Annotated in this window: 23 protein-coding genes; 22 read left to right on the top strand and 1 reads right to left on the bottom strand. The window is 49.1% G+C overall.

Features of this window, described 5'->3' with window-relative positions; genetic code table 11:
• The first annotated feature begins 73 nt into the window (after positions 1-73).
• From BLCOC_RS11345 to trxB, 15 genes are all read left to right on the top strand, one after another.
• Positions 74-454: a RidA family protein gene (locus tag BLCOC_RS11345; RefSeq protein WP_018596769.1), complete on the top strand. Its 381-nt coding sequence runs from the start codon at positions 74-76 to the stop codon at positions 452-454.
• A gap of 14 nt (positions 455-468) precedes the next feature.
• Positions 469-1,860 (top strand): trimethylamine methyltransferase family protein, encoded by a 1,392-nt coding sequence (locus BLCOC_RS11350; RefSeq protein WP_029469503.1) that lies wholly within the window; start codon positions 469-471, stop codon positions 1,858-1,860.
• Positions 1,861-1,928: 68 nt separating this feature from the next.
• Entirely contained in the window at positions 1,929-3,350 is a 1,422-nt protein-coding gene (locus BLCOC_RS11355; protein WP_115625339.1) for a sodium:solute symporter family protein, read from the top strand.
• Between the two features lie 12 nt (positions 3,351-3,362).
• Positions 3,363-3,641 carry a hypothetical protein gene (locus tag BLCOC_RS11360; RefSeq protein ID WP_018596772.1) on the top strand — a complete coding sequence of 93 codons (279 nt, stop codon included), beginning with the start codon at positions 3,363-3,365 and terminating at the stop codon, positions 3,639-3,641.
• Between the two features lie 154 nt (positions 3,642-3,795).
• Positions 3,796-4,332, top strand: coding sequence for a hypothetical protein (locus tag BLCOC_RS11365; protein ID WP_029469501.1), 537 nt, complete (start codon positions 3,796-3,798; stop codon positions 4,330-4,332).
• Between the two features lie 23 nt (positions 4,333-4,355).
• Positions 4,356-5,888: an HAL/PAL/TAL family ammonia-lyase gene (locus tag BLCOC_RS11370; protein ID WP_115625340.1), complete on the top strand. Its 1,533-nt coding sequence runs from the start codon at positions 4,356-4,358 to the stop codon at positions 5,886-5,888.
• Positions 5,889-5,957: 69 nt separating this feature from the next.
• Entirely contained in the window at positions 5,958-7,166 is a 1,209-nt protein-coding gene (locus BLCOC_RS11375; protein ID WP_115625341.1) for an aconitase X catalytic domain-containing protein, read from the top strand.
• A 1-nt stretch (position 7,167) separates the two neighbouring features.
• On the top strand, positions 7,168-7,593 hold the full coding sequence (locus BLCOC_RS11380; protein WP_018596776.1) for an aconitase X swivel domain-containing protein: 426 nt from the start codon (positions 7,168-7,170) through the stop codon (positions 7,591-7,593).
• Complete coding sequence (locus BLCOC_RS11385) at positions 7,590-8,891, top strand: aconitase X (protein ID WP_029469498.1); 1,302 nt, start codon at positions 7,590-7,592, stop codon at positions 8,889-8,891. The genes BLCOC_RS11380 and BLCOC_RS11385 overlap by 4 nt, the downstream gene beginning before the upstream one ends.
• The gene (locus tag BLCOC_RS11390) at positions 8,879-9,307 is read left to right on the top strand and encodes an aconitase X swivel domain-containing protein (RefSeq protein WP_018596778.1); all 429 of its coding nucleotides are present in this window, start codon (positions 8,879-8,881) and stop codon (positions 9,305-9,307) included. Before BLCOC_RS11385 ends, BLCOC_RS11390 begins: the two co-directional genes overlap by 13 nt.
• A 68-nt stretch (positions 9,308-9,375) precedes the next feature.
• On the top strand, positions 9,376-10,761 hold the full coding sequence (locus BLCOC_RS11395) for a trimethylamine methyltransferase family protein (RefSeq protein ID WP_018596779.1): 1,386 nt from the start codon (positions 9,376-9,378) through the stop codon (positions 10,759-10,761).
• Between the two features lie 14 nt (positions 10,762-10,775).
• The gene (locus BLCOC_RS11400; protein WP_018596780.1) at positions 10,776-11,804 is read left to right on the top strand and encodes an Ldh family oxidoreductase; all 1,029 of its coding nucleotides are present in this window, start codon (positions 10,776-10,778) and stop codon (positions 11,802-11,804) included.
• A gap of 7 nt (positions 11,805-11,811) precedes the next feature.
• Positions 11,812-13,335 (top strand): HAL/PAL/TAL family ammonia-lyase, encoded by a 1,524-nt coding sequence (locus tag BLCOC_RS11405; RefSeq protein WP_115625343.1) that lies wholly within the window; start codon positions 11,812-11,814, stop codon positions 13,333-13,335.
• Between the two features lie 221 nt (positions 13,336-13,556).
• Entirely contained in the window at positions 13,557-13,883 is a 327-nt protein-coding gene (gene trxA / locus BLCOC_RS11410) for a thioredoxin (protein WP_115625344.1), read from the top strand.
• A gap of 16 nt (positions 13,884-13,899) precedes the next feature.
• A complete protein-coding gene (trxB, locus tag BLCOC_RS11415) occupies positions 13,900-14,811 on the top strand; it encodes a thioredoxin-disulfide reductase (RefSeq protein ID WP_115625345.1) in 912 nt (303 codons plus the stop codon).
• Positions 14,812-15,069: 258 nt separating this feature from the next.
• Here trxB and glsA read toward each other — a convergent pair whose 3' ends face one another.
• Complete coding sequence (glsA, locus tag BLCOC_RS11420; RefSeq protein ID WP_029469493.1) at positions 15,070-15,990, bottom strand: glutaminase A; 921 nt, start codon at positions 15,988-15,990, stop codon at positions 15,070-15,072.
• A 288-nt stretch (positions 15,991-16,278) separates the two neighbouring features.
• Between glsA and BLCOC_RS11425 the strand changes: the two genes are divergently transcribed.
• The 7 genes from BLCOC_RS11425 (at position 16,279) to hutI (ending at position 25,605) form a co-directional block, all read left to right on the top strand.
• Positions 16,279-16,998, top strand: a complete 720-nt coding sequence (locus BLCOC_RS11425) for a DUF5058 family protein (RefSeq protein ID WP_018596786.1) — start codon at positions 16,279-16,281, stop codon at positions 16,996-16,998.
• A gap of 13 nt (positions 16,999-17,011) precedes the next feature.
• Positions 17,012-17,758: a hypothetical protein gene (locus tag BLCOC_RS11430; RefSeq protein WP_115625346.1), complete on the top strand. Its 747-nt coding sequence runs from the start codon at positions 17,012-17,014 to the stop codon at positions 17,756-17,758.
• Between the two features lie 11 nt (positions 17,759-17,769).
• Positions 17,770-18,948: a M20 metallopeptidase family protein gene (locus BLCOC_RS11435; RefSeq protein ID WP_029469491.1), complete on the top strand. Its 1,179-nt coding sequence runs from the start codon at positions 17,770-17,772 to the stop codon at positions 18,946-18,948.
• Positions 18,949-18,993: 45 nt separating this feature from the next.
• Positions 18,994-20,304, top strand: coding sequence for a helix-turn-helix domain-containing protein (locus BLCOC_RS11440; protein WP_018596789.1), 1,311 nt, complete (start codon positions 18,994-18,996; stop codon positions 20,302-20,304).
• 12 nt (positions 20,305-20,316) lie between these two features.
• A complete protein-coding gene (locus BLCOC_RS11445; RefSeq protein WP_018596790.1) occupies positions 20,317-22,107 on the top strand; it encodes a S9 family peptidase in 1,791 nt (596 codons plus the stop codon).
• A 177-nt stretch (positions 22,108-22,284) separates the two neighbouring features.
• The gene (locus BLCOC_RS11450) at positions 22,285-24,327 is read left to right on the top strand and encodes a urocanate hydratase (RefSeq protein ID WP_115625347.1); all 2,043 of its coding nucleotides are present in this window, start codon (positions 22,285-22,287) and stop codon (positions 24,325-24,327) included.
• A 24-nt stretch (positions 24,328-24,351) separates the two neighbouring features.
• Entirely contained in the window at positions 24,352-25,605 is a 1,254-nt protein-coding gene (gene hutI, locus BLCOC_RS11455) for an imidazolonepropionase (RefSeq protein ID WP_018594823.1), read from the top strand.
• Positions 25,606-25,620 lie beyond the last annotated feature (15 nt).

Genomic DNA, 25,620 nt, shown 5'->3' on the forward strand with positions numbered 1-25,620 from the left:
GTTTTCCGACGAATTCCTGGTACAAATTAGTTATCACTCAGATGACGAAAAACGGAAAGGAGTAACAGCGAAAATGAAGAAAGAAGTATTTACCCCAAAAGGAATGAAGGTATTCGGGGGACCCGTGGCTGAGGCAGTTATTGCAGGGGGATTTGCTTTTGTTTCAGGACAAATTGCCCTGGATCCTGAGACAGGTGATATTATTCACGGAACGATCCAGGAGGAGACAAGGGCAGCTCTCAGCAATCTGAAGCTGCTGGTGGAGGAGATGGGAGCCTCTCTGGAGGATGTGGTGAAATGCGATGTGTTCTTATCCACGATGAAAGATTTTGATGCCATGAATGAAATATATGCAGAATTTTTCGGCACCGAATGTCCGCCGGCCAGATGCGGCGTTGCCCTTGAACTGTGGGGCGGCATGAAGATTGAAGTGGGAGCCATTGTAAAACTGTAGATGGAGGATGGCATATGATAATAAATGAAGTTAAACGATCAGAACTGGAAACAATCCATGAAAAAACTTTATATCTGCTGGAACATGTAGGCGTGGATTTTGAACACACGGAGCTTCTGGAGCTTTACAGAAAACAGGGAATACGCACAGAGGGAAACCGTGTATATTTTGACAGGAAAACAGTGGAGCGGGCGTTGTCCACAGTACCGCCCAGCTTTATACTGAAGACACCTTTTGAGGAACTGAAGATCGGAGAAGGAGGACAGGCCATCAGTTCTTCATCGGGAGCAAGGAAAATTCTGAGGGATAATAACGTGTATGATCCCACTCCGCAAGACTATGTGAATATCCGTAAACTGGACGCATCCAGCAGCATGATCAATCTGTCCAGCTCACCTCTGACCTATGTTCCGGCATTCCCAAAAGAGAGGGCAGAGGTTATCAAGGGAGCGCTTACTCTGAAGTATTCCACGCATCCTGTCATCATGTCCTGTTTTGGAAAGACGGATGCAGAGGAGACCATACAACTGGCCCGTGATTTTTATGATACAGACGAGGGCTATTTTACTATCGGTGTAGGAAATGTCATCTCACCTCTGCGCTATGCAAAGGATGATATAGAAGGACAGCTTGCCTACACAAAGAGAAATCTTCCGGTAGTGATCGCCTGCTGTGCGATCCCGGGTATGACCAGTCCGGTGACACTGGGCGGAACCATTGTCCAGAACAATGCGGAAGTGCTTGCTGGTGTTATTATGACCCAGCTTGTCAATCCGGGGGCACCGGTAGTCTATGGAAACACCACCTATGTCTCCAACATGAGAAAAGCCATGCCGGTATCCTGGGGCTGTGAGGAGGCACTGTTTATTCAATATGCAAAGGCTATGGCAGATTACTACCACGTGCCCTGCCGAACCGGAGGCTCCCTGTCCATGGGAAAAGAACTGGATTACCAGAATGGAGCGGAGACGGCCATGTCCCTTATGACCAGTCTTGATGTAAAGGCAGACTTTATTTTCCACTCCTTCGGGGAGATGGACGGCCTGAATGTCTTCAGCTTTGAGAAATATGTGCTGGACGAACAGATGATGGCTGCCAGAAAGTCTGTGGAGAGCATTGATATCTTCTCAGAGGAAGATATGGATCTGGAGACCATTCAGGAAGTGGGACCGGGCGGAAATTATCTGGCAGAGGAGGAAACCATCCTTCGTTACCGCACGGAAATCTACTATCCGGAGCTTTACAGCCTGGAAAATTATGCGGACTGGGAGAGAAACGGAAGAGTCTCCGTGGAACAAAAGGCAAAAGAAAGAGTGGAAAAACGCCTGAAAGAATACACGGCGCCGGAGTACACCGAAAAGCAGAGAGCTGTGCTTGAAAAAGCTCTGGAGGGATTTGACCTGTAATATGAGAACGCATACGGCTGTCTGCCCTGTGCGATAAAGGAAAAGCGAAAGAAGAGGGAGGTTGTTCTATGACCATTATTGATAACGTAGTAGTTGTTGTCTGTTTCATCGGTATTCTGCTGGTAGGTTATTATTTTTCAAAAACATCACAGGATATGGACAGTTTTTATAAAGCAAACAGGGCTTTGCCCTGGTCTCTGGTAGTCGGCACATTAATGGCGTCCTGGTATGGTGGTGCAGGTGTTGTGGGTACAGTTGGATATTCCACCACCATGGGTTTTGCCGGATTCTTTATCTGGTCTATCGGTGCCCATGCAGTGCGCTTTCCCCTTGCTCTGTGGGTGGCACCCAGGATTTCTGTAAAGGCAAAGGGTACAATTCCGGATCTTCTGAGGGTACATTACGGAAAATTTGCCGCTGTGTTGGGGGCTATAGTCATTGTGATCACCTGTCTTTCCATTGGAGAGATCGCGGCTGTAGGGTATGTAGGTGAAGGTGCCTGGCATGCAGACAAGGTGATGGTAGCGGCTATTGTTGTGGCTATCTCCATTGGAGTTACCTGTCTGGGCGGCCTCATGGGCGTAGCTGTTACGGATATGATATTCTTTTTCCTGATGGTTACCTGTGTGTCCTCCGCGTTTCCAAAGCTGTTTTTTGATGTGGGAGGACTGGAAGGAATCAAGGCAGCTCTGAGCGGCCCGGCTCCGGAGATGCTCACGGTCTTTGGAGGAATCCCAATTCCGCAGGCTGCAATTTTGATCATTCTCTGTATCAATTTGTATAAGGATCCGGCGTTTTATCAGAGATTCGCAGCCGCCAACTCTCCGAAGACAGGCAAAAGAGCCATGCTTTTGTGCTTTTCCATCTGGCTGTCCTTCGATGTAGTGACTATTATGACAGGAACGATCATCCGTGTACGTGATACCGCTCTGGCAGTCCAGCCGGAAGTTACCTATGTGGCAACTGTGGTGGAATATCTGCCGGTTGTGGCAAAAGGCCTGTTTATTGTAGGAATTCTGGGGGCGATCATCTCAACTTTGGACAGTTATTATCTGATCGGTGGGGAGATCATCTCCAATGATATTATCTACATGCTCCGAGGGGACAGAAAACTGAAAGACAGAGTCAGTATCACGATCACAAGAGTGGCTGCTGTTATTTTCGGTATTATCGGCCTCTTTACAGCATTCCGTTTTGACCGTGTGTACGATGCGTTTCTGTTTTTGAGCAGTATCAGTATGACCCTATTATTTGTGCCTATTATTGCAGCGCTGATGTTTGACGGCAAAAAGACAAACGTGGCAGGAATTGCAAGTATGATCGTGGGTGGTGTTACCTGGATCGTATTCCAGTATATATGGCCTGTGACCATATCGGGTGTAACCATTGACCCGGTTCTGATCGGTCTGCCTCTTTCCTTTGTGGCTTTCCTGATCGGAAACCGTTTCGGAAAAGATTTAAGTGCAGAACGCAGACTGAAAGGATTATAAGGAGGAAGCAATATGAAGGATCCCAAGGAAAATACAAGTGAACTGACAGAACAGCAAAAATCAGAACTGAAAGTGGAATGGCTGGGTGTGGACGGCGCTCTGGTGCTCCTCTACATTGTGCTGGCATGTATCTATGGATATGGACTGCTGAACAGTGTTGATTTTATCATCGGCATTATGGCGCCGGGAATTGCAATCCTTATAACCGTAGGCGTATTTTTGAAGTATTGTACAGAGGTTGTCTCCTTTGCCACAGGCAAAAAAGGATCAGATAAGAAAAAAGAAAAATAAAAAAATAATAAAAGCAGGTAAAGGAAACAGGTACAGGGCTATGCGGCAGATATGCTGCATAGGACCGCCCTGTGCGTGACAAACGGTAAAGATCAGCAGGCGGGCTGAATAACAGACCCCGCTGAGTGAAGGATTTGTATGGAGGTATAGATTTATGAAGATAGAATGTTTTCCTGTGAAAATGAAAGAAGAGGAAGCTCTCAAAATCGCCGGAGGAGGAAAAAACCCTATTATACGGGCATTGTTCGGAAGAAAGAAAATCAACCTCCGTATTATGTATCTGGAAAGCCGTTATATTACTTATGAAATGACATATAAAGACAATATTATCGTCAGGACCATCAAGAAGAAAAAAGAAGAGGACAGGCAGAAGATCCGAGTGATGGTGGAGGCCACCACATGTAGTGCATCTTATGTGGAGGATGACATTGCCACAGAAGTAAAAGAGGTGGAAGAAAATGATATCCAGCCCACTTACTATGAAGACAAAAGGCTTACAGACTGCGGTGCTATCATGGCAGGACGGATGGTCAGACGTCATGTGGGAAGGAATTTAGCGATAAAACCGGTTGAGGAGAGAAAGGTATACCGTCCGTTTTATATAGCCATATATGGAGATATGGTGGAAGGTACAAAAGCCAGATATATGCCTATAGCGGCAGACGGAAATGTAGTGTGCAGAAACTTTTAAAGGGGAAAAGAGGAAAGAATAAAATGAAAAAGGTGATATTGGGCAAAAAACTGACCATAGAAGAATTTATGGCGGTGGTGCGGTTTCATGCAGAAGTGGATTTTTCTAATGAATACAGACAGCGTGTGGAGAAATCAAGAAAGATCGTAGAGACGTGTGTGGAGGAAGAACGTGTAGTATACGGCACCACTACCGGTTTTGGCGCGCTGGTCACAAAGACCATAGGGAAAGAGGATGCGGAGAAATTACAGAGGAATATAATACTGACCCATTCCACCAGTGTCGGGGAGCCATTCAAAGAGGAAGAGGTAAGAGCCATTATCCTGATGGTGCTGCAGAGCCTTGGCATGGGAGTCAGCGGTGTGCGCATGGAGCTGTTGGAGCGGTACCGGGATTTTTTGAACAAAGATCTGATACCGTATACACCACGGGAAGGTTCCGTGGGATATCTGTGTGCGGAGGGACATATCGCGGCAGCCTTGATCGGAGAGGGAAGAGCGTATTACCGGGGAGAACTCTCGGACAGCAAAACAGCACTTCACAGGGCAGGCATGGAACCCTTCGTGCTCAGCTATAAAGAGGGGCTGGCACTTCTGAACGGAACTTCTTCCCCTACAGCCCTGGCTGCTGTTGCCGTTTATGATCTGCTGAAAGCTGTGGAATCCGCCGACTTAGTGGCTGCCATGTCTTTTGAGATGCTGGGCGGGCTTCTGCGCGCCTATGATGAGAGTGTGTTAAACTGCCGTCCCCAGAAAGAGCTTCTGGAGACTGCCGACATTATCAAACGCATGCTGCACGGTTCCCAGGTGACAACAAAAGCCGAGGGGACTCATGTGCAGGACCCCTTATCTCTCAGATGTATCCCGCAGCTTCACGGCGCGGTGAAGAAGACATTAAGGGATGCCTGGGCTGCTGTTGAGGTGGAGATCAACGGATGCGCGGACAATCCTATTGTGTGTGGAGCAGCGGATGACCCGCAGGTGTTTTCCAATGGAAATCCAGACGCGTCCTATGTGGGGATCGAGATGGATTCTGCCTGTATTGCGGCCACAGCGGCGGCGAAAATGTCCGAGCGCAGAAATGTCCGTTTTCTGGATGAAAAACTGTCGCCGTATCCTTATTTCCTGATCAAAAAGCCAGGGTTGAATTCCGGTCTTATGATACCCCAGTATACACAGGCAGGGCTGCTCAATGATATGAAAATTTTATCCACCCCGGCCTCCGTGGACAGTGTGACCACCAGTGCCAATCAGGAGGACTATGTATCCATGGGATACAACGCATGCAAAAAAGCTCTCGGTATAGCAGAAAAGTTTGAGTATGTTCTGGCAATCGAACTGTTCTCCGCATATCAGGCACAGCAGTTTGTGGATCCTTCCCTTACAAGAGGAGAGGGGACAAAAGCGGTACTGGAAGCCATGAAAGACCTGGTTCCGGTCATGGAGGAGGATATTTACCTGTATCCTTATCTGGAGAAGATCAGGAACTGGATCCATGACGGAGGACTGTTAGAGAGCGCGGGATGCGTGCTGAAAAGTGAAAAAAACAGAAAATAAAGTCTGGATCTACGTCATCCGAAAAAGAAGAAAGTACCGGTAAAAAAGAGAAACAGAGGAGGAATTCAAATGCAGCTTACACAGCACCAGCAGGATATGCTGGACGGAAAATATGGAAAAGGGACAGCCTATGCCATGAAGATACAGGTGGCGATCGGAGAGTCCTTCGGAGCCGAAAAAATGGTTCCTATTACGAGAGCACATGTGGCTTTGTCGAATCAGGAGGCAGACCTGTGGTTTGCAGAAAAAATGCTGGCAGGAGGCGCAAAATGCCGTGTGACCCCAACAGTAAACCCCGGTTTTTGTCTGGAATTTTTCAAGAACAGGGATATGGTGGCACCAGAATATGCGGATCTGATGCAGAGAACACATAATGCCTACAAAGCACTGGGGGCACAGCTCAGCTATAACTGCACCCCTTATATCGATACCAATGTGCCAAATTACAGGGAGGTGACGGCCTTTTCTGAATCCAGCGCAACGCCTTACATCAACGCTGTGTGGGGAGCAAGGAGTAACCGGGAGGGTGCCAACAGCGCACTGTGTGCAGCCATTACAGGTTATGTACCGGAATACGGTCTTTTGCTGGATGAGAACCGGAAAGGGGATATCCTGGTGGACATACAGGCAGACGTAAAAAATGATTTTGACTATCATATCATCGGCATGCTGGGCAAAAAAATCGGGGAGGGTATTCCTGTCTTTACAGGATTTCCCAAGGAGACCATCACAAAAGAAGCACTGAGAAACCTGGGGGCACAGTTGAATACCTCAGGTGCCTACGGCATGTATCATATTGTGGGATTCACACCGGAGGCTCCCGATCTGGAGACTGCCTTTGGAGGAAAGAAGCCGAAGAAAACGGTGGTCATCACCAATGAGGATAAAAAAGAGATCCTAAAAGAAATATCTCTGGACGGCAGCAGGAAAATTGATTTTGCCATGTTCGGATGCCCTCATTTCACACTGGAGGAAGTAAAGTATATCGCAGAAAAACTGGAAGGAAAGAAACTGGAAAAAGAAATGTGGATCCTCACCTCCAGCCATGTAAAGGAGATGGCAGTCCGTATGGGATTTGATGAGATCATTACCGGCGCAGGCGGGTTTATAGTGCCTGACAGTTGTCCGGACCAGCCCTGCTGGAGACATCTGACAGGGAAAGTGGGAATCACGGAATCACCGAAATGTGCCTACTATCCGCAGAGAAGAGGAATCCATTTTGTTATCCGTGATCTGGATACATGTATCGAAGCAGCACTCACCGGGGAGGTAAAATGACATGGGAAAAAAATTTAAATGCCATAAGATTTCTGAGGGACGCGCGGAAGCACAGGCCATTATATCAAAAGATCATATTATGTTCTACCTGATAGACCCGGCTACGGGAACAGTCATAGAGAAAGCGCATGATCTGGAGGGAAGATCCGTTGCCCATAAGGTGCTCATTTTTCCGGGCGGAAAGGGAAGTTCTGTGGTACAGGCAGATGGTCTTTATCAGTTGAACCAGAAGGAAAATTCACCGGCAGCTATGATCATTGAGCACCCGGAAACCGTTCTGGTGTCCAGCGCCATTATCATGGAAGTGCCCATGGTGGACCGGGTAGAGCCTGCGTTTTACCAAACCGTAAAAGACGGGGACAGGATCGTAGTGGACGCGGACCGGGAGATCATCGAAATCCTGGAGGAAACGGAGGAGTGCAAGTGATTCATTTGACAAAGGAAGAACAGGATATCCTGGACGGAAAAAAGGGAAAGCTCTGTCAGACGGCACTGGAAAATATTGTGCGCTATGCGCAGGTGCTGGGGGCGGACAGACTCTGTAAAGTGACAAAGGCCACAGTGTTCTGCGGCAGTCACAATTACCTCAATGTCTGTAAAAGTAAGGATTTCCATGAAGTATTTTCCAGGATGAACCTGGCCCGTGATGAGAGGATCGTCTTTGACAGTGTGGACAAGGATTGTTATGTGCAGTCCTGTGTGGCTGCCAGTGACCAGTATGACTACCAGATCTTTGACCAGCCCAAAGAGGAGTTTGACAAGAACAGTTACTATCTGGAGGAATCCAGAAAGGCGGGCGTTACCATAGCCGGTTCCTGTTCCCCTTATCTGATGGGATGGCTGCCTGTGCGGGGAGAGCATTTTGTGACCACAGAATCAGGTGTTACTATTATGGGCAATTCCATCTGGGGAGCATGCTGCAACGCAGATGGAATCGAGGCGGCTTTCTGGTCAGCCATCTGCGGCAGGACGCCATACTGGGGATACCATGTGAAGGAAAATCGTTTCGGAACCCATCTGATACACGTGGAAGCAGAGCTTAACTCACCGATCGAATGGGAAGTTTTGGGAAAAGCCATGGGAAAACGACTGCCCCTTACCGGATGTACACCGGTTCTTACCGGCAATTTTGAAGGCGTGGACTTTGTAAAGCTGAAAAGCTTTTTTACGGCCCTTGCCATTACCACCAACTGCCGGATGTGCCACATTGTGGGGATCACCCCGGAGGCCAATACGCAGGAGGAGGCTTTCATGGGACATGAGGTGCAGGAGGAGTTCACATTGACGCAGCAGGACATCAATTTAGCTTATGAGGAGCTGTGCAGCAAGGAAGACGGCTCTGTGGATCTTGTCAGTTTGGGCTGTCCTCACTATGATATTCATCAGATCAAGGAAGTTGCGGATTATATTTGTGGAAAAAAGGTACATGATGGTGTAAGATTTATGGTATGGACCGTGTATCCCATCAAGGCCATGGCTGATTTAAACGGATACACGAAAATAATCGAAGATGCAGGGGGAACCATACAGACAAGTACCTGTCCGGTCACCATAGGTGACTGTTTCCTGAAGCACTACAAAGGGCAGGCCTATGACAGCCTGAAACAGTCCGGAAGCGTGCGCTCAGACGGCTGTGCCGAGCGTGTATATTATACGGACAAATACCGCTGTATCGATGCAGCAGTTTCCGGCGTGTGGAAGGAGGAGTACAGGTGGAGAAAATAGTTCTGCAGGGCAGAGGTGTGATACCGGGCATTGTGGAAGGTGAGGCGCTTGTGTGCGCTGACAGCATTACAGGATGGGGAGGTATCGACCCAGAGACCGGTGTGATAAAAGACTATGAAAACGTCAACAGAGGAAAATGCATAAAGGACACGATCCTGATCATGCCGGGCAGCAAGGGCTCCAACGGATGGTCCTGTTATTTCGGAGCTGCCAGGGCAGCCGGTTCTGCGCCTAAGGGATGGGCATTTTCCAAAATAGACAGCAGTGCCGGGGTGGCAAGCGCGGTTATGCAGATACCGACAGTGGTGGATTTTTCCAAAGAGGAGGATCCCTGTGTGCGCGTGAAGACAGGAGATTTTGTGAGACTTGACGGAACAAAGGGCACGCTGGAAATCCTTAAGGCATGTTCGCAGTAAAGAAAAAGTGATAGATTGAAGGCCGGGACCATGGCAGAGCCGGCACAGGAAGAGAGGAATAACCTGCTATGCTTGTGAAGAAGATAAAAGATTCAGAAGTGCAGATGATTCATGAGAAGTCTCTGGAGATTCTGGAGAGTGTGGGCGTGAATTTTGAACACCGTGAGATTCTGGAGGTGTTCAAAAAAAGAGGAATCCGTGTGGATGGACAGAGGGTTTATTTTGAGCGCTCCCTGACAGAGGAGTTATTGAGGGGCCTGAAACCCAGCTTTACCATAGAGACACCTTTTGCCAGCCTGAAAATAGGGGACGGAGGAAAGGCCGTCTCCACTGCCTCAGGTGCCATGACCATATTGAAAGACGGGGAGATCTGTACTCCCACAGTAAAAGATTATATTGACGGTACCAAGATGGATGAGACCAGCCGTTTTGTAAATCTGTGTTGTGTGCCGGGCATTTATGCCTCGGATCTTCCGGACGGCAAGGTAGAATTGTTAAAGACGGTTCTGAGTCTGAAATATTCCCAAAAGCCACTGATCGCGTCCTGTGAGACGGGAAAAAGCGCGGCGGAATCCATTGAATTTATCAGGGATTTTTACGGAGAGATGGGAGAATATTTCACTATAGGTGTGGAGAATGTCATTTCTCCCCTTCGGTACAGCAGGGAGGATGTGGCGGCAACCCTGGCCTATGTTAAGAGAAACCAGCCGGTTGTCATCACCTGCTGCTCTGCGCCGGGGATGACAAGCCCCATCACCGTAGGAGGGACCGTTGTACAGAACAATGCCGAGGTGCTGGCAGGCATTCTTATGACCCAGGTGGTCAACCCTGGTGTGCCGGTGGTCTACGGCAATGTGACATACAGTGCGGATATGCGCAAGGCTGTTCCCATTTCCTGGGGACCGGAGGTTGCGGTCTTTATGCAGTACGCCAAGGCAATGGCTGATTTTTATGGTATACCATCCAGAGTGGGAGGTTCTCTCTCAGGCGCAAAGCAGCTTGACTGGCAGGACGGCGCGGAGACAGCCGTGTCTCTGATGACCACTTTTGACTGTGATACGGATTTCATTTTCCATGCTTTTGGTGAGATGGACTGCCTCAATGTGTTCAGCCTGGAAAAATACGTGTTGGACGAGGAACTGCTGGAGGCCAGGTTCTCCGTGGAAAACTGTGATTATATAACAGAAGAAGCCATTCATATGGACATGATCAGGAGAGTAGGCCCCGGGGGAACTTATATGCTGGAGGATGAGACTTTAGAGCTGTACCAGAAAGAGCTGTTTCATCCCAAACTGTTTAACAGTGAGATTTACCACAACTGGAAACAGCTCGGCATGCCCTCTGTCATTTTGAAGGCACAGGAAATGGTGAGGGAACGTCTGGATGCATACCGCCTGCCGGTATATGATAAACGGCAGACCCAGATGCTGGATGAGCTTCTGGCGATCTTGTAGAGAGGATAATATTTATGGTTGTTACAGTAAAAATAGAAGAGATAAAAGAGCTGATGAGAAAAGCTCTGGCCCTCAGAGGGATCACGGGGGAATATGCGGAATTTATGATCTCCGATTATCTGGAATCTGAGCTGGAGGGACACAGGACCCATGGCCTGTCAAAGTTTCTGACTGTGGACGCAGGTCTGTCCAGAAGAAGCGGAGAGATGAAGCTGTTAAAACAAAAGGGCTGCTATGCCCAGGTGGACGGCAGCGGAGAGCTTGGGCATATTGCGGCTCTGTACTCCACCAATCTGGCGATTGCCGCGGCAAAAGAACACGGCGTGGGTATCACAGCCCTGAAAAATGTGGGGCGTTATTCCAGAATCACCCCCTATGCCAGAAAAATATCACAGGAGGGTCTTGTGGGAATGATAACCAATAACGGAGGCCCCGCCTGTGTGGCTCCTTTTGGGGGAGCAAGAGCCATGTTTGGAACGAATCCCCTGTGTTTTTCTTTCCCAAGCGGCAGAGGAAAGCCCTATATCTTTGACTTTGCCACATCCCAGAAGGTTTGGGGGGAGGTGCGCCAGGCAATTGTGGAAAACCGTCCTCTTCCGGATAACTGTTTTATTGACGGAGAGGGAAACTTTACAACAGATCCTGAGAAAGCAGAGGCCGGTGTGCCCTTCGGGGGACCAAAAGGTTATGCCCTGTGTTATGCTCTGGAAGTGATGACAGGCGCTTTTGTGGGAGCGAAAATGGGATATGACGCCAAAGACGAGTATGATCTGGGCTATCTGTTTGTGGCATTTTCTCCGGATATGTTTACGACTTTGGAGGCCTTTACAAAAGAGGTGGATGCTCTGGCTGACGATGTCCGCAGCTGTCCGTCTGCAAAACCAGGCGGCCGGGTGTTTGTTCCCGGTGAGATATTCGGGAGCAGACCGGTAGAGCAGATGCCCCCGGAGGATGCAGAGGTGGAAGAGGATGTTTACCGCAGACTGAAGATCATGAGTGTGTCCCTGGAAGGGGGATATGAGAATAATAAAAAATTGAATTGAGGTATATATGAAAATTGTTACATTAGGAGGCAGAAATACACTGGAGCAAGTGGCAGCAGTGGCCAGGTATGGTGCTGTGGTGGAATTTTCTGCTAAATACATAGAAAGAGTCAAAATCTGCAGACAGCATGTGGAGCGTTTCAGCCGTGAGGGAAAAGCTATTTACGGTATCACCACGGGTCTGGGTGACAACTGCAGGAAATTTATTCCTGAGGAGGAGCGTGTTAAGATCCAGAGAAACCACATTTTAGCACATACAGTCTCTGTGGGTGAGCCTCTTGATGAAGAAGGTGTCAGAGCCATGATGTTTGTCATGCTCCTGCATTTTGGCAGCGGTCTTACCGGTTTTCGCCTGGAAACTCTGGAATTAATAAAAGAACTGCTGAACAGAAAGATCACCCCAAGGGTTCCGAAGCATGGCTCTGTGGGATATATAGGTTTGGAATCACATATTGGTATGGTGCTTATCGGAGAGGGACAGGCATGGTATGAGGGAGAACTTCTTCCGGGTGCGGAGGCGCTAAAACGCGCGGGAATACAGCCGGCGGTCCTCGGCTCCAAGGAGGGACTTACCCTTGTATCAGGCACCACATCTGTTACAGCCCTTGCCTGTCTTGCCTATTATGACAGTGTGATACTTTCCGGGACAGCGGACGTGTCCGGTGCCTTTTCGCTGGAAATGCTCAAAGGTACTTTGAAAGCCATGGACGAAAGGCTGATGCGCGCCAGACCCCACCCGGGCCAGATGCAGACAGCCGAAAACATCAGAAACCTTCTGGCAGGGAGCAAAATCGCAGAGAGGTACAGGGATTATCGTGTCCAGGACGCCTTGTCCCTGCGCTGCATTCCACAGCTTCACGGGGCAGTGAAAAAGACTTTGAAGGACGGTCTTGAGTCCATTGCCATAGAGTTAAATTCTTCGGTGGACAATCCTCTTATTTTTGAAAAAGACGGAGAAGCAGAAGCTCTCATGGGATGTAATGCGGATGGAACATACCTGGGTATGGCCTCGGATTTTCTCTGCATTGCTCTTGCGGATCTGGTAAAAATGGCGGAACGCCGTACAGACCGTCTGGTCAACCGCCATCTGAGCGAACTGCCGCCTTTTTTAAATGCCAGTGCTGATTTTAATGACGGCTTGATGATGATACAGTACACGGCAGCGGGACTTGCGGGGGAGATGCGTCTTCTCTCACATCCTGCGGTGGTAGACAATGTGCCGACCTGTGCCAACCAGGAAGACTATGTAAATATGGGATACAATGCCGCCCGAAAAGCCTGTGATGCTGTGAAGACTGCCCAGTACGTCCTTGCCATCGAACTGATCTGTGCTGCGCAGGCAAAAGAATTCTATCCGGAAGGCGAGTCTTCCCCTGCCATAGAAGCGGTTTATGCAAAAATAAGGGAAGTCATGCCGGCCCTGAAAGAAGATGCCGCGTTGGAGCCATATATAGAAGCGGTGAGGAATCTTATTCTGAATGGTGAGATACTGGAGGCAGTCCGAAGTGCAGGTGTGAATGTAAAACTGTGATTTCCGACAATTCCGGAGACAGACAAAACGGTTGGAACTCCTTCATGGAGTTCTGCCTGGGTTGTCTGTCTTTTTATATTTGTGCAGGGCTGGAATTACATTTACCTATTGACAAAGTCAACTGTAATTGCTATAGTAACAGTATAGGAACTGTAAACAATATCAATACAGATAAAAAATTCCGGTACTTCCGGATATCAAATACGAAAGGATGATGAAATATGTCAGTAAACGCAGTTGAAAAAACAAAATTCCAAACAGAGGTATTAGAGTCCACAAAACCGGTCGTAGTAGATTTTTGGGCACCATGGTGCGGCTACTGCCGCAGACTTGCCCCCGCGGTAGAAAGGCTGGAAGCTGAGATAGGCAGTAAAGTCACAGTGTTAAAAGCAGATATTGACGAACTTCCGGAGATTGCTCAGCAGTACGAAATAGATACCATTCCCACTCTGATCCTCTTTAAAGACGGAAAAGAAGCAGACCGTGTGGTCAACCCGCCTTCCCAGGATGCGGTGGAAGAGTGGCTGAAGACAAACCAGGTGCTTTGACAGAGGAGGAATACAAATGAGACAGGATATATACGATGTGGCAGTGATCGGCGGAGGCCCCGGCGGATACACGGCGGCTCTCTACTGCGCCAGAAGCGGACTCTCTGTTCTGGTCCTGGAAAAAATGTCGCCGGGTGGACAGATGGCAACCACCAGTGTGGTGGACAACTATCCCGGATTTGAGGATGGCATCGACGGCTTTGAGCTTGGAGAAAAAATGCAGCGGGGAGCCGAACGGTTTGGGGCTGAGACAGCATTTGTAAATGTAACGGCAGTTGATCTGAAGCATGATATAAAAACCATTGAGACCTCCAAAGGCCAGGTAAAAGCCAGAGCAGTGGTCCTGGCAACAGGGGCATCTCCAAGAGAGATCGGGCTGCCTGAGGAGCCATCCCTGCGGGGGCGCGGCGTTGCCTACTGCGCAGCCTGTGACGGCATGATGTACCGGGATAAGACGGTAGTCGTGGTGGGCGGCGGCAACAGCGCAGCGGCAGATGCCCTGTATCTCTCAAAGATATGCAGGAAGGTTTATCTGATCCACAGAAGGGATACCCTGCGGGCGTCAAAGGTTTATCTGGAGCCTTTGAAAAAAAGCAATGTGGAGTTTGTCTGGAACAGTCAGGTAAAAGAAATCCTTCACGAGAAAAAAGTGACAGGAGTTGTGGTCCAGGATAAAGAAGGGCAGAGAAGGGAAATTCCCTGCGACGGTGTTTTTGCAGCTATCGGCAGGATCCCGGACACAGAACTTTTTAAGGGACAGACAGAACTTGACAGTCAGGGATACATTCAGGCAGATGAGACCACCAGAACAAATCTGCCGGGAGTGTTTGCGGTAGGTGATGTGAGGAAAAAACCTCTGCGGCAGATCGTAACAGCAGCATCAGACGGCGCAGTAGCCTCTCACTTCATTGAAGAATATCTGGCATAGAATATTTAATAAGCCTCTTCCTATAATTTTACGGGAAGAGGCTTTTCTTGTTGCGAGGCCTGGAAAACAGAAGCGGGGGAACTGTTTTCCAGACAAATGAGTAAACACAATAGTAACCATTCAGCAGGTCTGCATATTTGCTGTGCTGAACTGTTACATACAAGAATAGTATACTATAAAAGAAAGGGCAGTCCAAAACAGAATAAACGCATTATTTACCGTTTGATCTACATGTCCACGAAAATATAAGGACAGCAGTTAAAAAAGGCTGCAGTCAAGCTTTTTTGCCAGATATTCCAGAATCTTGATCCCACCGATACTGTTTCCCTTTTCATCAAGAGCAGGCCCGTACACACCGATGCCCATCTGGTCCACAACAACGGCAGCAATACCGCCGCCCACGCCGCTCTTGGCAGGAAAGCCCACTTTCATGGCGAATCTTCCGGAGCCGTCGTACATGCCGCAGGTGAGCATGAGGGCGCGGAGGGCCTTGGCGCAGGACGGCTCAATGAGCGTTTCCCCTGTAAAGGGATTGGTTCCGTGATTGGCCAGCACAGCACTGAGATTGGCTATGTCCAGGGCAGTCACATCCACAGAGCACATCCTGAAATAAAAGTCCAGGCAGTCCTCCACATCCCCCTCTAAGATTCCAGAGGCTTTCAGATAATAGGCCAAGGCCCGGTTCCGATCTCCAGTGCTTTTTTCTGAGAGATAGACATTTTCGTTCAGACAGATGCTCTCGTTGTTGCACAGATGCCGGATATAGGTGAGAAAACGCGCGAATCTTTCCTCGGTATCCCTGCCGTCGATGCAGCTTGCCACGGTAATGGCGCCTGCATTGATGAAGGGGTTGAAAGGGCGTGTCTTGGTTTCCAGTTTTATGATAGAGTTAAAAGGGTCTCCGGTTGGCTCCACGCCTACCTTGTCCTGAAAAAGATATTCGCCGCCCCTGTCATGCAGGGCGAGGATCAGGGATACCAGCTTGGAGATACTCTGGATGGTAAAGGGCCTGTCATAATCTCCTTCGTTCAAAATCTCCTGATCCAGTTTTACAATACTCACACCGAGCTGGTGTTTGTTTACCCGGGCAAGCTCCGGAATATAATCTGCGGGCTGTCCAAGTCCGGTGAAGCATTTTCCGTAGGACAAAGCATCGTGCAGGCAATCCTGTGATATCATGTGTTCTGTCTCCTTTATCAATTTGAAAAGCTGTTTCTTTCGTAACCGTTCCTTCGGTTAAACGGTTCATTTCGTTCTTTATTTCCATTGTACATCAAAAATAAATTCTGACTACCCCGCAAATACCACGAAAAAACCACTCTAGATTTGTGATATATTTACAAAAACAAAGAAAAATACAAAAATATATTGACTAAAATGCTAATATGATTTATTGTACAATTAACGTACGTTCTTTAAATGTTCTTTTAATTAAAAAAAGAACACAAAACAACAGGAGGAAAAACAATGAATTATTTTGATGTGGCAAACAGCAGACTGCTCTATATACTGGTGGGCATTGGGCTGCTGTACATTTCCGGACTTGTGCTGGTATTTATGCGCAAAGCCTGGAGGCGGGCACTGGAACTTGGAATTACCCAAAAGACGATCTTGGAAGTTGTCAAGTCCTCTGCTGTGTTTACCGTAATCCCGTCCATATCTGTAATTATCGGACTCTTTTCCCTTTCCGCAGTGCTGGGTGTTCCCTGGTCCTGGTTCCGGCTTTCCGTGGTAGGTGCGGTGAGCTATGAACTGACAGCAGCGGAAATGGTATCCGATGCCCTGGGGTTTCAGTCAGCAGGTGCTATGGCGGCAGCCAACAATTATGAAGTGTTCGGGGCGATCATGTTCGTAACCAGTATATGCATTTTGGCAGGAATGATAACAAATATTTTCTGTGCAAAAAAAATCCAGGTAAGTATGACAAGATACAGGAAAAGCAAGGGAGCCTGGGGCGCTGTTTTTAATTTTTCGTTTGCCGCAGCTCTTGTTGCCGCCTTCATCCCCTATATTATTCTGGGAGGGCCTGTGGGGATCGTGGTGCTGATCGTCAGTGCCTGCGTGTCCGCGGTCATGTTCTATATTGTGGGCAAATACAAAATACAGTGGCTTGGCAGCTTTATCATGTCGGCAGCCCTGCTCATGGGCATGGCCGCTGCTGTCTGCACTGTAAATATTCTGGGATAAAGGAGAGGAAAGAATGAACAAAAACGGATTAAGCGAATACACCAATTCTGTCCATAGAATTGGCAGGACCGGTACCGTGATCGCTATTTTGATCATGCTGGGGATTCCTGTTACTATGTGTACATATTTTGACATGTGGCCAAAGGCGGCAGATCATCTCATGTTCTGCGGCGGTCTGCTGGCTTTGTATGTTCCCACTGGAATTGTGGAGTCAGTCACCTATACCCCCATTTTAGGCTCCTCCATTTACATGAGCCTGATCACCGGAAATGTGTCCAACATTAAACTGCCCTGCGCCCTCAATGCCCTGGACATAGCAAAAGCGGAGCAGAATACCGATGAGGGGGACGCGGTGTGTACCATTGCCATTGCCGTGTCCTCCTTGATCACCATAGCGGTTGTCATTGTGGGTGTGCTCATGCTGGTGCCCCTGCAGCCTCTTTTAAGCTCCCCCACAGTCCAGGTGGCTACTTCTTACATGCTGCCGGCCCTCTTTGGGTGTATGTTCATCCGCCTTATGGTGACAAATCCGGCGGGAGGAAAGATCACAGGAAAGTGGAAGATGATGATAGCCCCCATTTTAATCCTGCTGGGAATTCTGGTATTTGTGACAAAGCTCAACAGGGGGATCGGTGTGCTGATCACCATACCGGTCATGATCCTCTCCTCCTGGCTTCTCTTTAAGTCAGGGCAGGTAAAGGTCATACAGGGGAAAAATCAGCAGGAAACAGGTAACAGTGAAACAAATAATGAAAAATAAAGGAGAAAAAAATGAACGATCTAGAGAGAGCAAAAGCCATTCTTCCGGAGATGATCGCCAACAGAAGATTTCTGCATCAGAATCCGGAGCTGGGTATGAACCTGAAGGTTACCACAGAGTTTGTCATGGAGAAACTCCGTGACATGGGAATAGAGCCGAAAATCTGCGGGGGCTGCGGTGTCACTGCCCTCATCGGCCAAAAGACGGACGGTCCGGTATTCCTTTTAAGAGCGGATATGGACGCACTGCCTATGCAGGAGGAGAGCGGTCTTCCCTTTGCAGCCGCAGACGGAGCTGCCCATTGCTGCGGTCATGACATGCACACAGCTATGCTTTTAGGCGCCGCGAAGATTTTGAAGGAGCAGGAGGAGGAGCTTCCCGGAATCGTCAAACTTATGTTCCAGCCGGGGGAGGAGACACTGGAAGGAGCAAAAGCCATGATCGCAGACGGGATTTTGGAGAATCCCCGTGTGGATGCGGCTATGGGGGTACATATGATGCCCCTGGCACCGGCGGGATTTGTGGGATACAATGCAGGCGTTGTGTGTAATTCCAGTGATCTGCTGCACATTGCCATTGAAGGAAAAGGCGGACATGGGGCCAGCCCCCATCTGTCTGTGGACCCTATCAATGTGGGCGTGCACATTCATCTGGCTCTCCAGGAGCTGATCGCCAGAGAAGTGGACCCTCAGGATCAGGCTGCTCTGACTTTTGGAGAATTCCACAGCGGAGACGCGAAAAATATTATTCCTAAGACAGCTTATCTGGGCGGTACTTTGAGGACGGTCAGACAGGAGACCAGGGAATATCTGCTGGCAAGGATCGAGAACTGTGTTGAGATGACAGCCAAGATGTTTGGCGCAAAAGCAAGCCTAGAGATTCCGGCCTCCGTCAGTGCCCTGACTGTGGATGAGACATGCGCTGATATTATAGGAAAAGGATTTTCCGAAACACTTGGAAAAGCGGCTGCCCGTGTGAGCCAGACCACCTCCGGCTCCGAAGATTTTGCCGAGGTGAGCCGCCTGGTTCCCTCCATGTTCTTTGTGGTAGGCGGAGGAGACCGGGAACACGGGTATGAATTCTCAGGACACCACCCAAAGGTCCGCTATGATGAGACGAGCCTTGCAAGCGGAGCTGCGGCTTTCGCCTGCGGTGCAAAAGCATATCTTGCGGCGAATGTGAAGTCGTAGTAAACTAAACGTAACGATTCAATTAATCATGAAAGGTGGTAGACTATGAAATACAGAACAGCAGTCATCAGCACGGAATTTATGGAGAACAGGGTGAAGGAGGCAATCCTTCCTTTTGAAGAGCGCTGTACGTTTACTGCCTTTTATTATAAACAATCATCGGAAATTCCGGAAATCTATAAAAGTATCGAAGACAAGTACGACGGATTCATTGTAAACGGCATTATATCGAGAGCATTGCTGCGCGCGGCCTGTCCGGACACAAAAAAACCCATCGAGACCTTCCATGTGGACATGCTGGCCTACTATCAGGAACTCTTTAGGCTTATGACACTGACCCCGGATCTGAAGGCGGAACGGCTCTATGCGGATTTCATGATGGGAAAAAACATCAGGGAAGCCGTAGAGAATGATACGCTGGATGCGGAAGGCGATAACTTCTGTAATATGGTGGCGCACATGAGCCTGGAGGAATTAAAGGCACTCCGCTATAAGATGGTGGAGGATGTCAGGAAGAAGTGGGAGGCGGAACAGATAGACCAGGTCATCACCCGTCTGAGCACAGCAGCCGAGGATTTTAAGGAGATGGGGATTCCCTGTCATTTTGTATATCCTGGCATTCCTTACATGAGAGATGTGGTCAACCGTCTACTCATGACCATAGAGATGGATAAAATGAAGGAGAGCATGCCGGCGGTCATCAATATCACCGGAGACAGAGGCGGACAGAACCGGGATGAGCTGGAAGAGCTTGCCATGCAGACTGCGATCCTGCAGTTTTCCAAGGAGAATGACTGCGATTTTATGCTTCAGAGGCATGCCTCTGTGTATGAGGTTTACACCAGCGCCGGCGTGGTTGACAGGATCACGGAGAAATATTCTGTCTGCATGCTGAAGAAATATCTGGAGAGAAAGACAGGCGCCAGGGTATGCATCGGATATGGACTGGGAAGAGATACCACACGTGCAAGACTGGAGGCCATGAATGCCAACCAGGAATCCATGATGCACCCTCAGGGTGCCAGCTATGCCATAGATGAAAACGAAAACTTGATCGGCCCTCTGGTTACAGGGAGCTGTATGATACTGTCCACAACCCCCTCCCAGAAGTATGCCAAAATGGCAAAAGAGACGGGAATTTCGGCGCTGACCCTGCAGAAGATATGCACAGTTGCCCAAAAACAGGAGGAGGGAACCGTCACAGCCCAGCTTTTGGCGGACAGCTTGGGAGTCACAGTGCGCGCAGCCAGCAAATATCTTCAGAAGATGGTGGCTGCAGACGCGGCACAGGTGGTGGGCACCAAACAGCGGAAAACCAGAGGCAGACCAGAACAGATCATCCGGATTCCAGACTAATGGAGATGGAATATGGGAAATATAAGAGATTATCTGACAGCAGCAAAATGCAGTTACCCTGTATGGGGAGAGGAGAACACCATTTATTACCTGGACACCAGGGATGGAGCGCCTCAGATCTGGGAAAAAGACCTGCACACGGGGAAAAGCAGGAAAAGGACACATAATAGCGATAAGATCAGCCGGATGCGGTTCTGCCGGAGACGAGTGTATTTTGCTATGGATATGGACGGAGATGAAAACGAGCAAATATATAGTATCGGCGGTGACAGCGGCGAGGTCATGCCTGTTGTGTACCATCCAAGGAATGTGCGCAGTCATCTGGGAGATGTGAGGGGCAGCTGGGTCTATTACGCTTCTAATAAAAGACTGCGCAGTATTTTTGATATATGCAGAAAAAATCTGGAGAACGGTAAAACAGATATATTAATAGAAGGAAAGGATGCGGTCTGCCTTCCGCTGTGCATAAGTCCGGACGAGGAGATACTGCTGTACAGCAGAAGAACTTCATTTGCAGATCTGCAGATTTATTGTAAAAATCTTCTCACCGGGGAGGAGAAAAAGGTGAGCCGGGATCTGCAGTGCGCTATGGAGGACAGCCCTGTATGGCTTGAAGACGGAAGCGGTTTTTATTTTATCAGCGACAGGGAGCGGGAATTTAAAAGGGTCATGTTCTGGGACAGGAAAACAGGCCTCACAGAGGAAATCTATGAGGTGAACTGGGATGTGACCCATATTGCCCTGTCAGGACAGGACAGGTATCTGGCTGTGGTGGTGAATGAGGACGGGGATTCCAGGATACATATTCTGGAAGCGGAAACGAAAAGAGAGATCCATATCCCTCAGATCCCTCTGGGAACCATAGGGGATGAGGAACCTGTCACGTGGTCAAATGCAGGCTTTAGACTTCTCTTTTCTTTTGAAAGTGGCAGCAGGATACAGAATATCTGGCTGCTGGACGCTGAAAAAGGCACTCTGGAACAGGTGACAGAAAATGAAGACACGGCAGTGACGGAGGATATGCTGACAGAGCCTGTGCTATGCCGCTGTCAGAGCTTTGACGGCCTTGAGATCCCCTACTGGCTCTATATTCCAAAGGGAATGCCTGCAAAAAATCTGCCGGTGGCGGTTTATATCCACGGGGGACCTGAGTCTCAGATCAGACGTTTTTACGAGGAAACCATCCAGTATCTTGTCAGTGAGGGGATTGCGGTAGCGGCCCCTAATGTAAGGGGAAGCTCCGGATACGGCAAGACTTACCTGGATCTGGACAATAAAGAAAAGCGTCTTGACGCAGTGAAAGATATAGAAGCGCTGGTGGAACACCTCACAGAGACAAAAACTGCGGATCCGGGAAGAATGGCGGTTTTCGGGAGAAGCTACGGGGGATATATGACTCTTTCCTGTGCTGCCAGGATGCCCAAGCTCTGGGCCTGCGCAGTGGAAGTGGTGGGAATGTTTAATCTGGTGAGCTTTTTGAAGCATACGGCAGGTTACCGGAGAGCGGCAAGGGAGGCTGAATATGGGAGTCTGGAACATGACATACAGTTACTGGAAGATATCTCACCGGAAGCTGTCATTGAAGATCTGGAATGTCCCCTGCTGATCGTGCACGGAGCCAATGACACGAGAGTGCCTGTAACGGAGGCGGAGAACGCGGCAAAACGGCTGAAAGCCCTGGGAAGAGAAGTGGAATATCTCTGTTTTGAGGATGAAGGCCATATGATAATTAAGCAAAAAAACAGAATAAAATACATTTTAACGGCAGCAGAATTCCTGAAATCGCATTTGTTGCAAAAATAGCTAAAATACTTTCTGGTATATTAGTACATTTTCCCTTTATCAGACTAAAATACAGAAGGGATTTCGGTTAAAATATCTAAAAAAAAATCAAAGCATCGTAGAACTTTATCAGAAATAGACGTTTTTTAGACTGTCCCAGTGCTAAAATCATAAAAAAAGTAAAGGAGACGATGTGAAATGAACAATGCGGAAATCGGAAAAGCAATGGTGATAAAACTGGATCCCGTACTGCCGGAATACCCTACCTTTAAAGAGGGTGTCAGAAGAGCCCCGAAGAGAGAGCTGACCCTGAACAAAAGGGAGATCAAGCTGGCAGTGGCCAACGCCCTCAGATATGTGCCGGAAGAGCTGCACGAACAGCTCGCACCGGAATTTTTAGACGAACTTCTGACAAGAGGACGTATCTACGGATACCGTTTTATGCCGAAGGACAGGATCTACGGAAGACCGATCGATGAATATAAAGGACACTGTGTGGAAGGAAAAGCATTCCAGGTCATGATCGACAACAACCTGGACCATGATGTGGCCCTGTACCCATATGAACTTGTTACATACGGAGAGACCGGCCAGGTCTGCCAGAACTGGATGCAGTACCAGTTGATCAAGAGATACTTAGAGGAACTCACAGATGAGCACACCCTGGTGATGATGAGCGGCCATCCCATGGGCCTGTTCAAATCCCACAAGACCAGCCCGCGTGTCATCGTGACCAACGGCCTGATGGTGGGCATGTTCGATAACCCGGAGGACTGGGCAAAGGCCACAGCTATGGGCTGCTCCTCCTATGGACAGATGACAGCCGGAGGCTGGATGTACATCGGACCGCAGGGTATCGTGCACGGAACCTTCAACACCATCCTGAACGCAGGACGTAAGTTCCTGGGCGTGCCTCAGGATGGAGACCTGTCCGGCCATCTGTTCGTGACCAGCGGCCTTGGCGGGATGAGCGGCGCACAGCCGAAAGCCATAGAGATCGCAAGAGGCGTGGGCATCGTAGCGGAGGTGGACGCTTCCCGTATCGAGACCCGCCACAGCCAGGGCTGGGTGAGCCTGGTGATCGAGGACGCGGCAGAGGCGTTCCGTGTGGCAGAGGAATACATGGAGAAGAAAGAGACCGTATCCATTGCCTACCACGGAAATATCGTGGACCTTTTGCAGTACGCGGTGGACAACAACATCAAGATCGAGCTGCTGTCTGACCAGACCAGCTGCCATGTGCCGTACGACGGAGGCTACTGCCCGCAGGGACTGACCTTTGAAGAGCGCACCGAGATGCTGGCCAACGACAAAGAGAAGTTCTGCGAGCTGGTGGACCAGACCCTGATCAAACACTACCACCTGATCAAGACATTGGTGGAGAGAGGCTCCTACTTCTTTGACTACGGAAACTCCTTCATGCGCGCCGTGTTTGACGCGGGAGCAAAGGATATCGCCAAGAACGGGGAGGATACCAGTGAGGGATTCGTGTTCCCGTCCTATGTGGAGGATATCCTGGGACCGGAGCTGTTCGACTACGGATACGGCCCGTTCCGCTGGTGCTGCCTGTCCGGAAAACCGGAGGACTTAAGAGCCACAGACCATGCGGCCATGGAAGTGATCGACCCGAACAGAAGGAGCCAGGACAGGGACAACTACATCTGGATCCGTGACGCGGAGAAGAACAAACTGGTGGTGGGCACCCAGTGCCGTATCCTGTACCAGGATGCCCTTGGAAGAAGGGACATTGCCCTTAGGTTCAATGAAATGGTAAGAAATGGAGAGATCGGACCGGTGATGCTGGGCCGTGACCATCATGATACAGGCGGAACGGATTCCCCGTACAGAGAGACCTCCAACATCTATGACGGCTCCAATATCACAGCGGACATGGCAGTACAGTGTTATGCCGGGAACGCAGCCAGGGGAATGAGCCTGATCGCGCTGCACAACGGAGGCGGAGTAGGCATCAGCAAATCCATCAACGGAGGATTCGGAATGGTGCTGGACGGAAGCGAGCGTGTGGATGAGATCTTACGGGCAGCGATCCCGTGGGATACCATGATCGGGGTATCCAGGAGGAGCTGGGGAAGATGCGAGCACTCCATCGAGACAGTAGCCGAGTACAACAAGATAAGGGAAGGGCAGGATTACATCACCATGCCGTACCTTGCAGATGAAGATATGATCGAGAGAGTATGCAAAGATGTAGTGGTGGAAGAACACCACGTTCATCACTGAGAACCGTTAGAAGGAGATCAAGACATGAAAAAACGTTATATTCGCCATGCCTCTGAGCTTGTGACCTGTAAAGGAAAAGCGCCGAAACATGGAAAAGAAATGTCAGATATCGGCCTGATCTATGACGGTGCGGTGATCATCCATGATGATAAGATCATAGCTGTGGGTACCACAGAAGAACTGGATAAACAGGTAAATATGGAAGAATACGAAGTGACGGATGCATCGGGAAAGACTGTAATGCCGGGATTCGTAGACTCCCATACACATTTTATTTTCGGCGGATACCGGGCAGATGAGTTCTCCTGGAGACTGAAAGGTGACAGTTACATGTCTATTATGGAACGCGGGGGCGGCATCAACGCCACCGTGGTACCTACCAGGGAAGCCTCAGAGGAAGAACTGATGGAAGCCGGCAAAGAGCGCCTGAACCGCATGCTGGAATTTGGCGTGACAACCGTAGAGGGCAAGAGCGGCTACGGTATGGACTGCGACACAGAGCTGAAAATGCTCCGTGCCATGAAGAAACTGAATGAGACTCATCCGGTGGACATTGTATCTACTTTTTTGGGTCCTCACAGTGTACTTCCGGAATGGAAGGGAAAAGAAAGAGAATTCCTGGACGAACAGTTAAACCATGTAATGCCAAAGGTAAAAGAGGAGAATCTGGCAGAATTTGCAGATATTTTCACAGAGAAGAATGTATTTACTGTGGAAGACTCTGAGTATTATATGACAAAAGCAAAGGAAATGGGCTTTAAGCTGAAGATCCACGCAGACGAGATTTACCAGCTTGGAGGTTCCGAGCTTGCGGCAAGAGTAGGAGCTGTCTCTGCGGACCATCTGCTGAAGGCTTCCGATGAAGGAATCCGCCAGATGCGGGATGCCGGTGTCATCAGTACGATCCTGCCCCTGACTGCTTTTGGGCTGAAAGAGGAGTATGCACCTGCCCGTAAGATGATCGATGAGGGCTGCGCTGTTGCTCTGGCTTCCGATCTGAATCCGGGAAGCTGTTTTTCAAATTCCATCCCGCTGATGGTTGCCCTTGGATGTATTTATATGAATATGTCCATAGAGGAAGTCATCACAGCTCTGACCATCAACGGCGCAGCCGCTGTTGACCGGGCAGATAAAGTGGGAAGCATAGAACCGGGAAAAGCCGCGGACATTATTTTCCTGAAATTCCCGTCCATTCATTTTATGCCGTATCACACCGCTATCAATCTGGTGGAGACGGTCATCAAGAATGGCGATACTGTTTATCATAAAGAATGGTAACCCGCAACACAAAAT

The sequence above is a fragment of the Blautia coccoides genome, from assembly GCF_034355335.1.
GTDB classification, from domain to species: Bacteria; Bacillota; Clostridia; order Lachnospirales; family Lachnospiraceae; genus Blautia; species Blautia producta.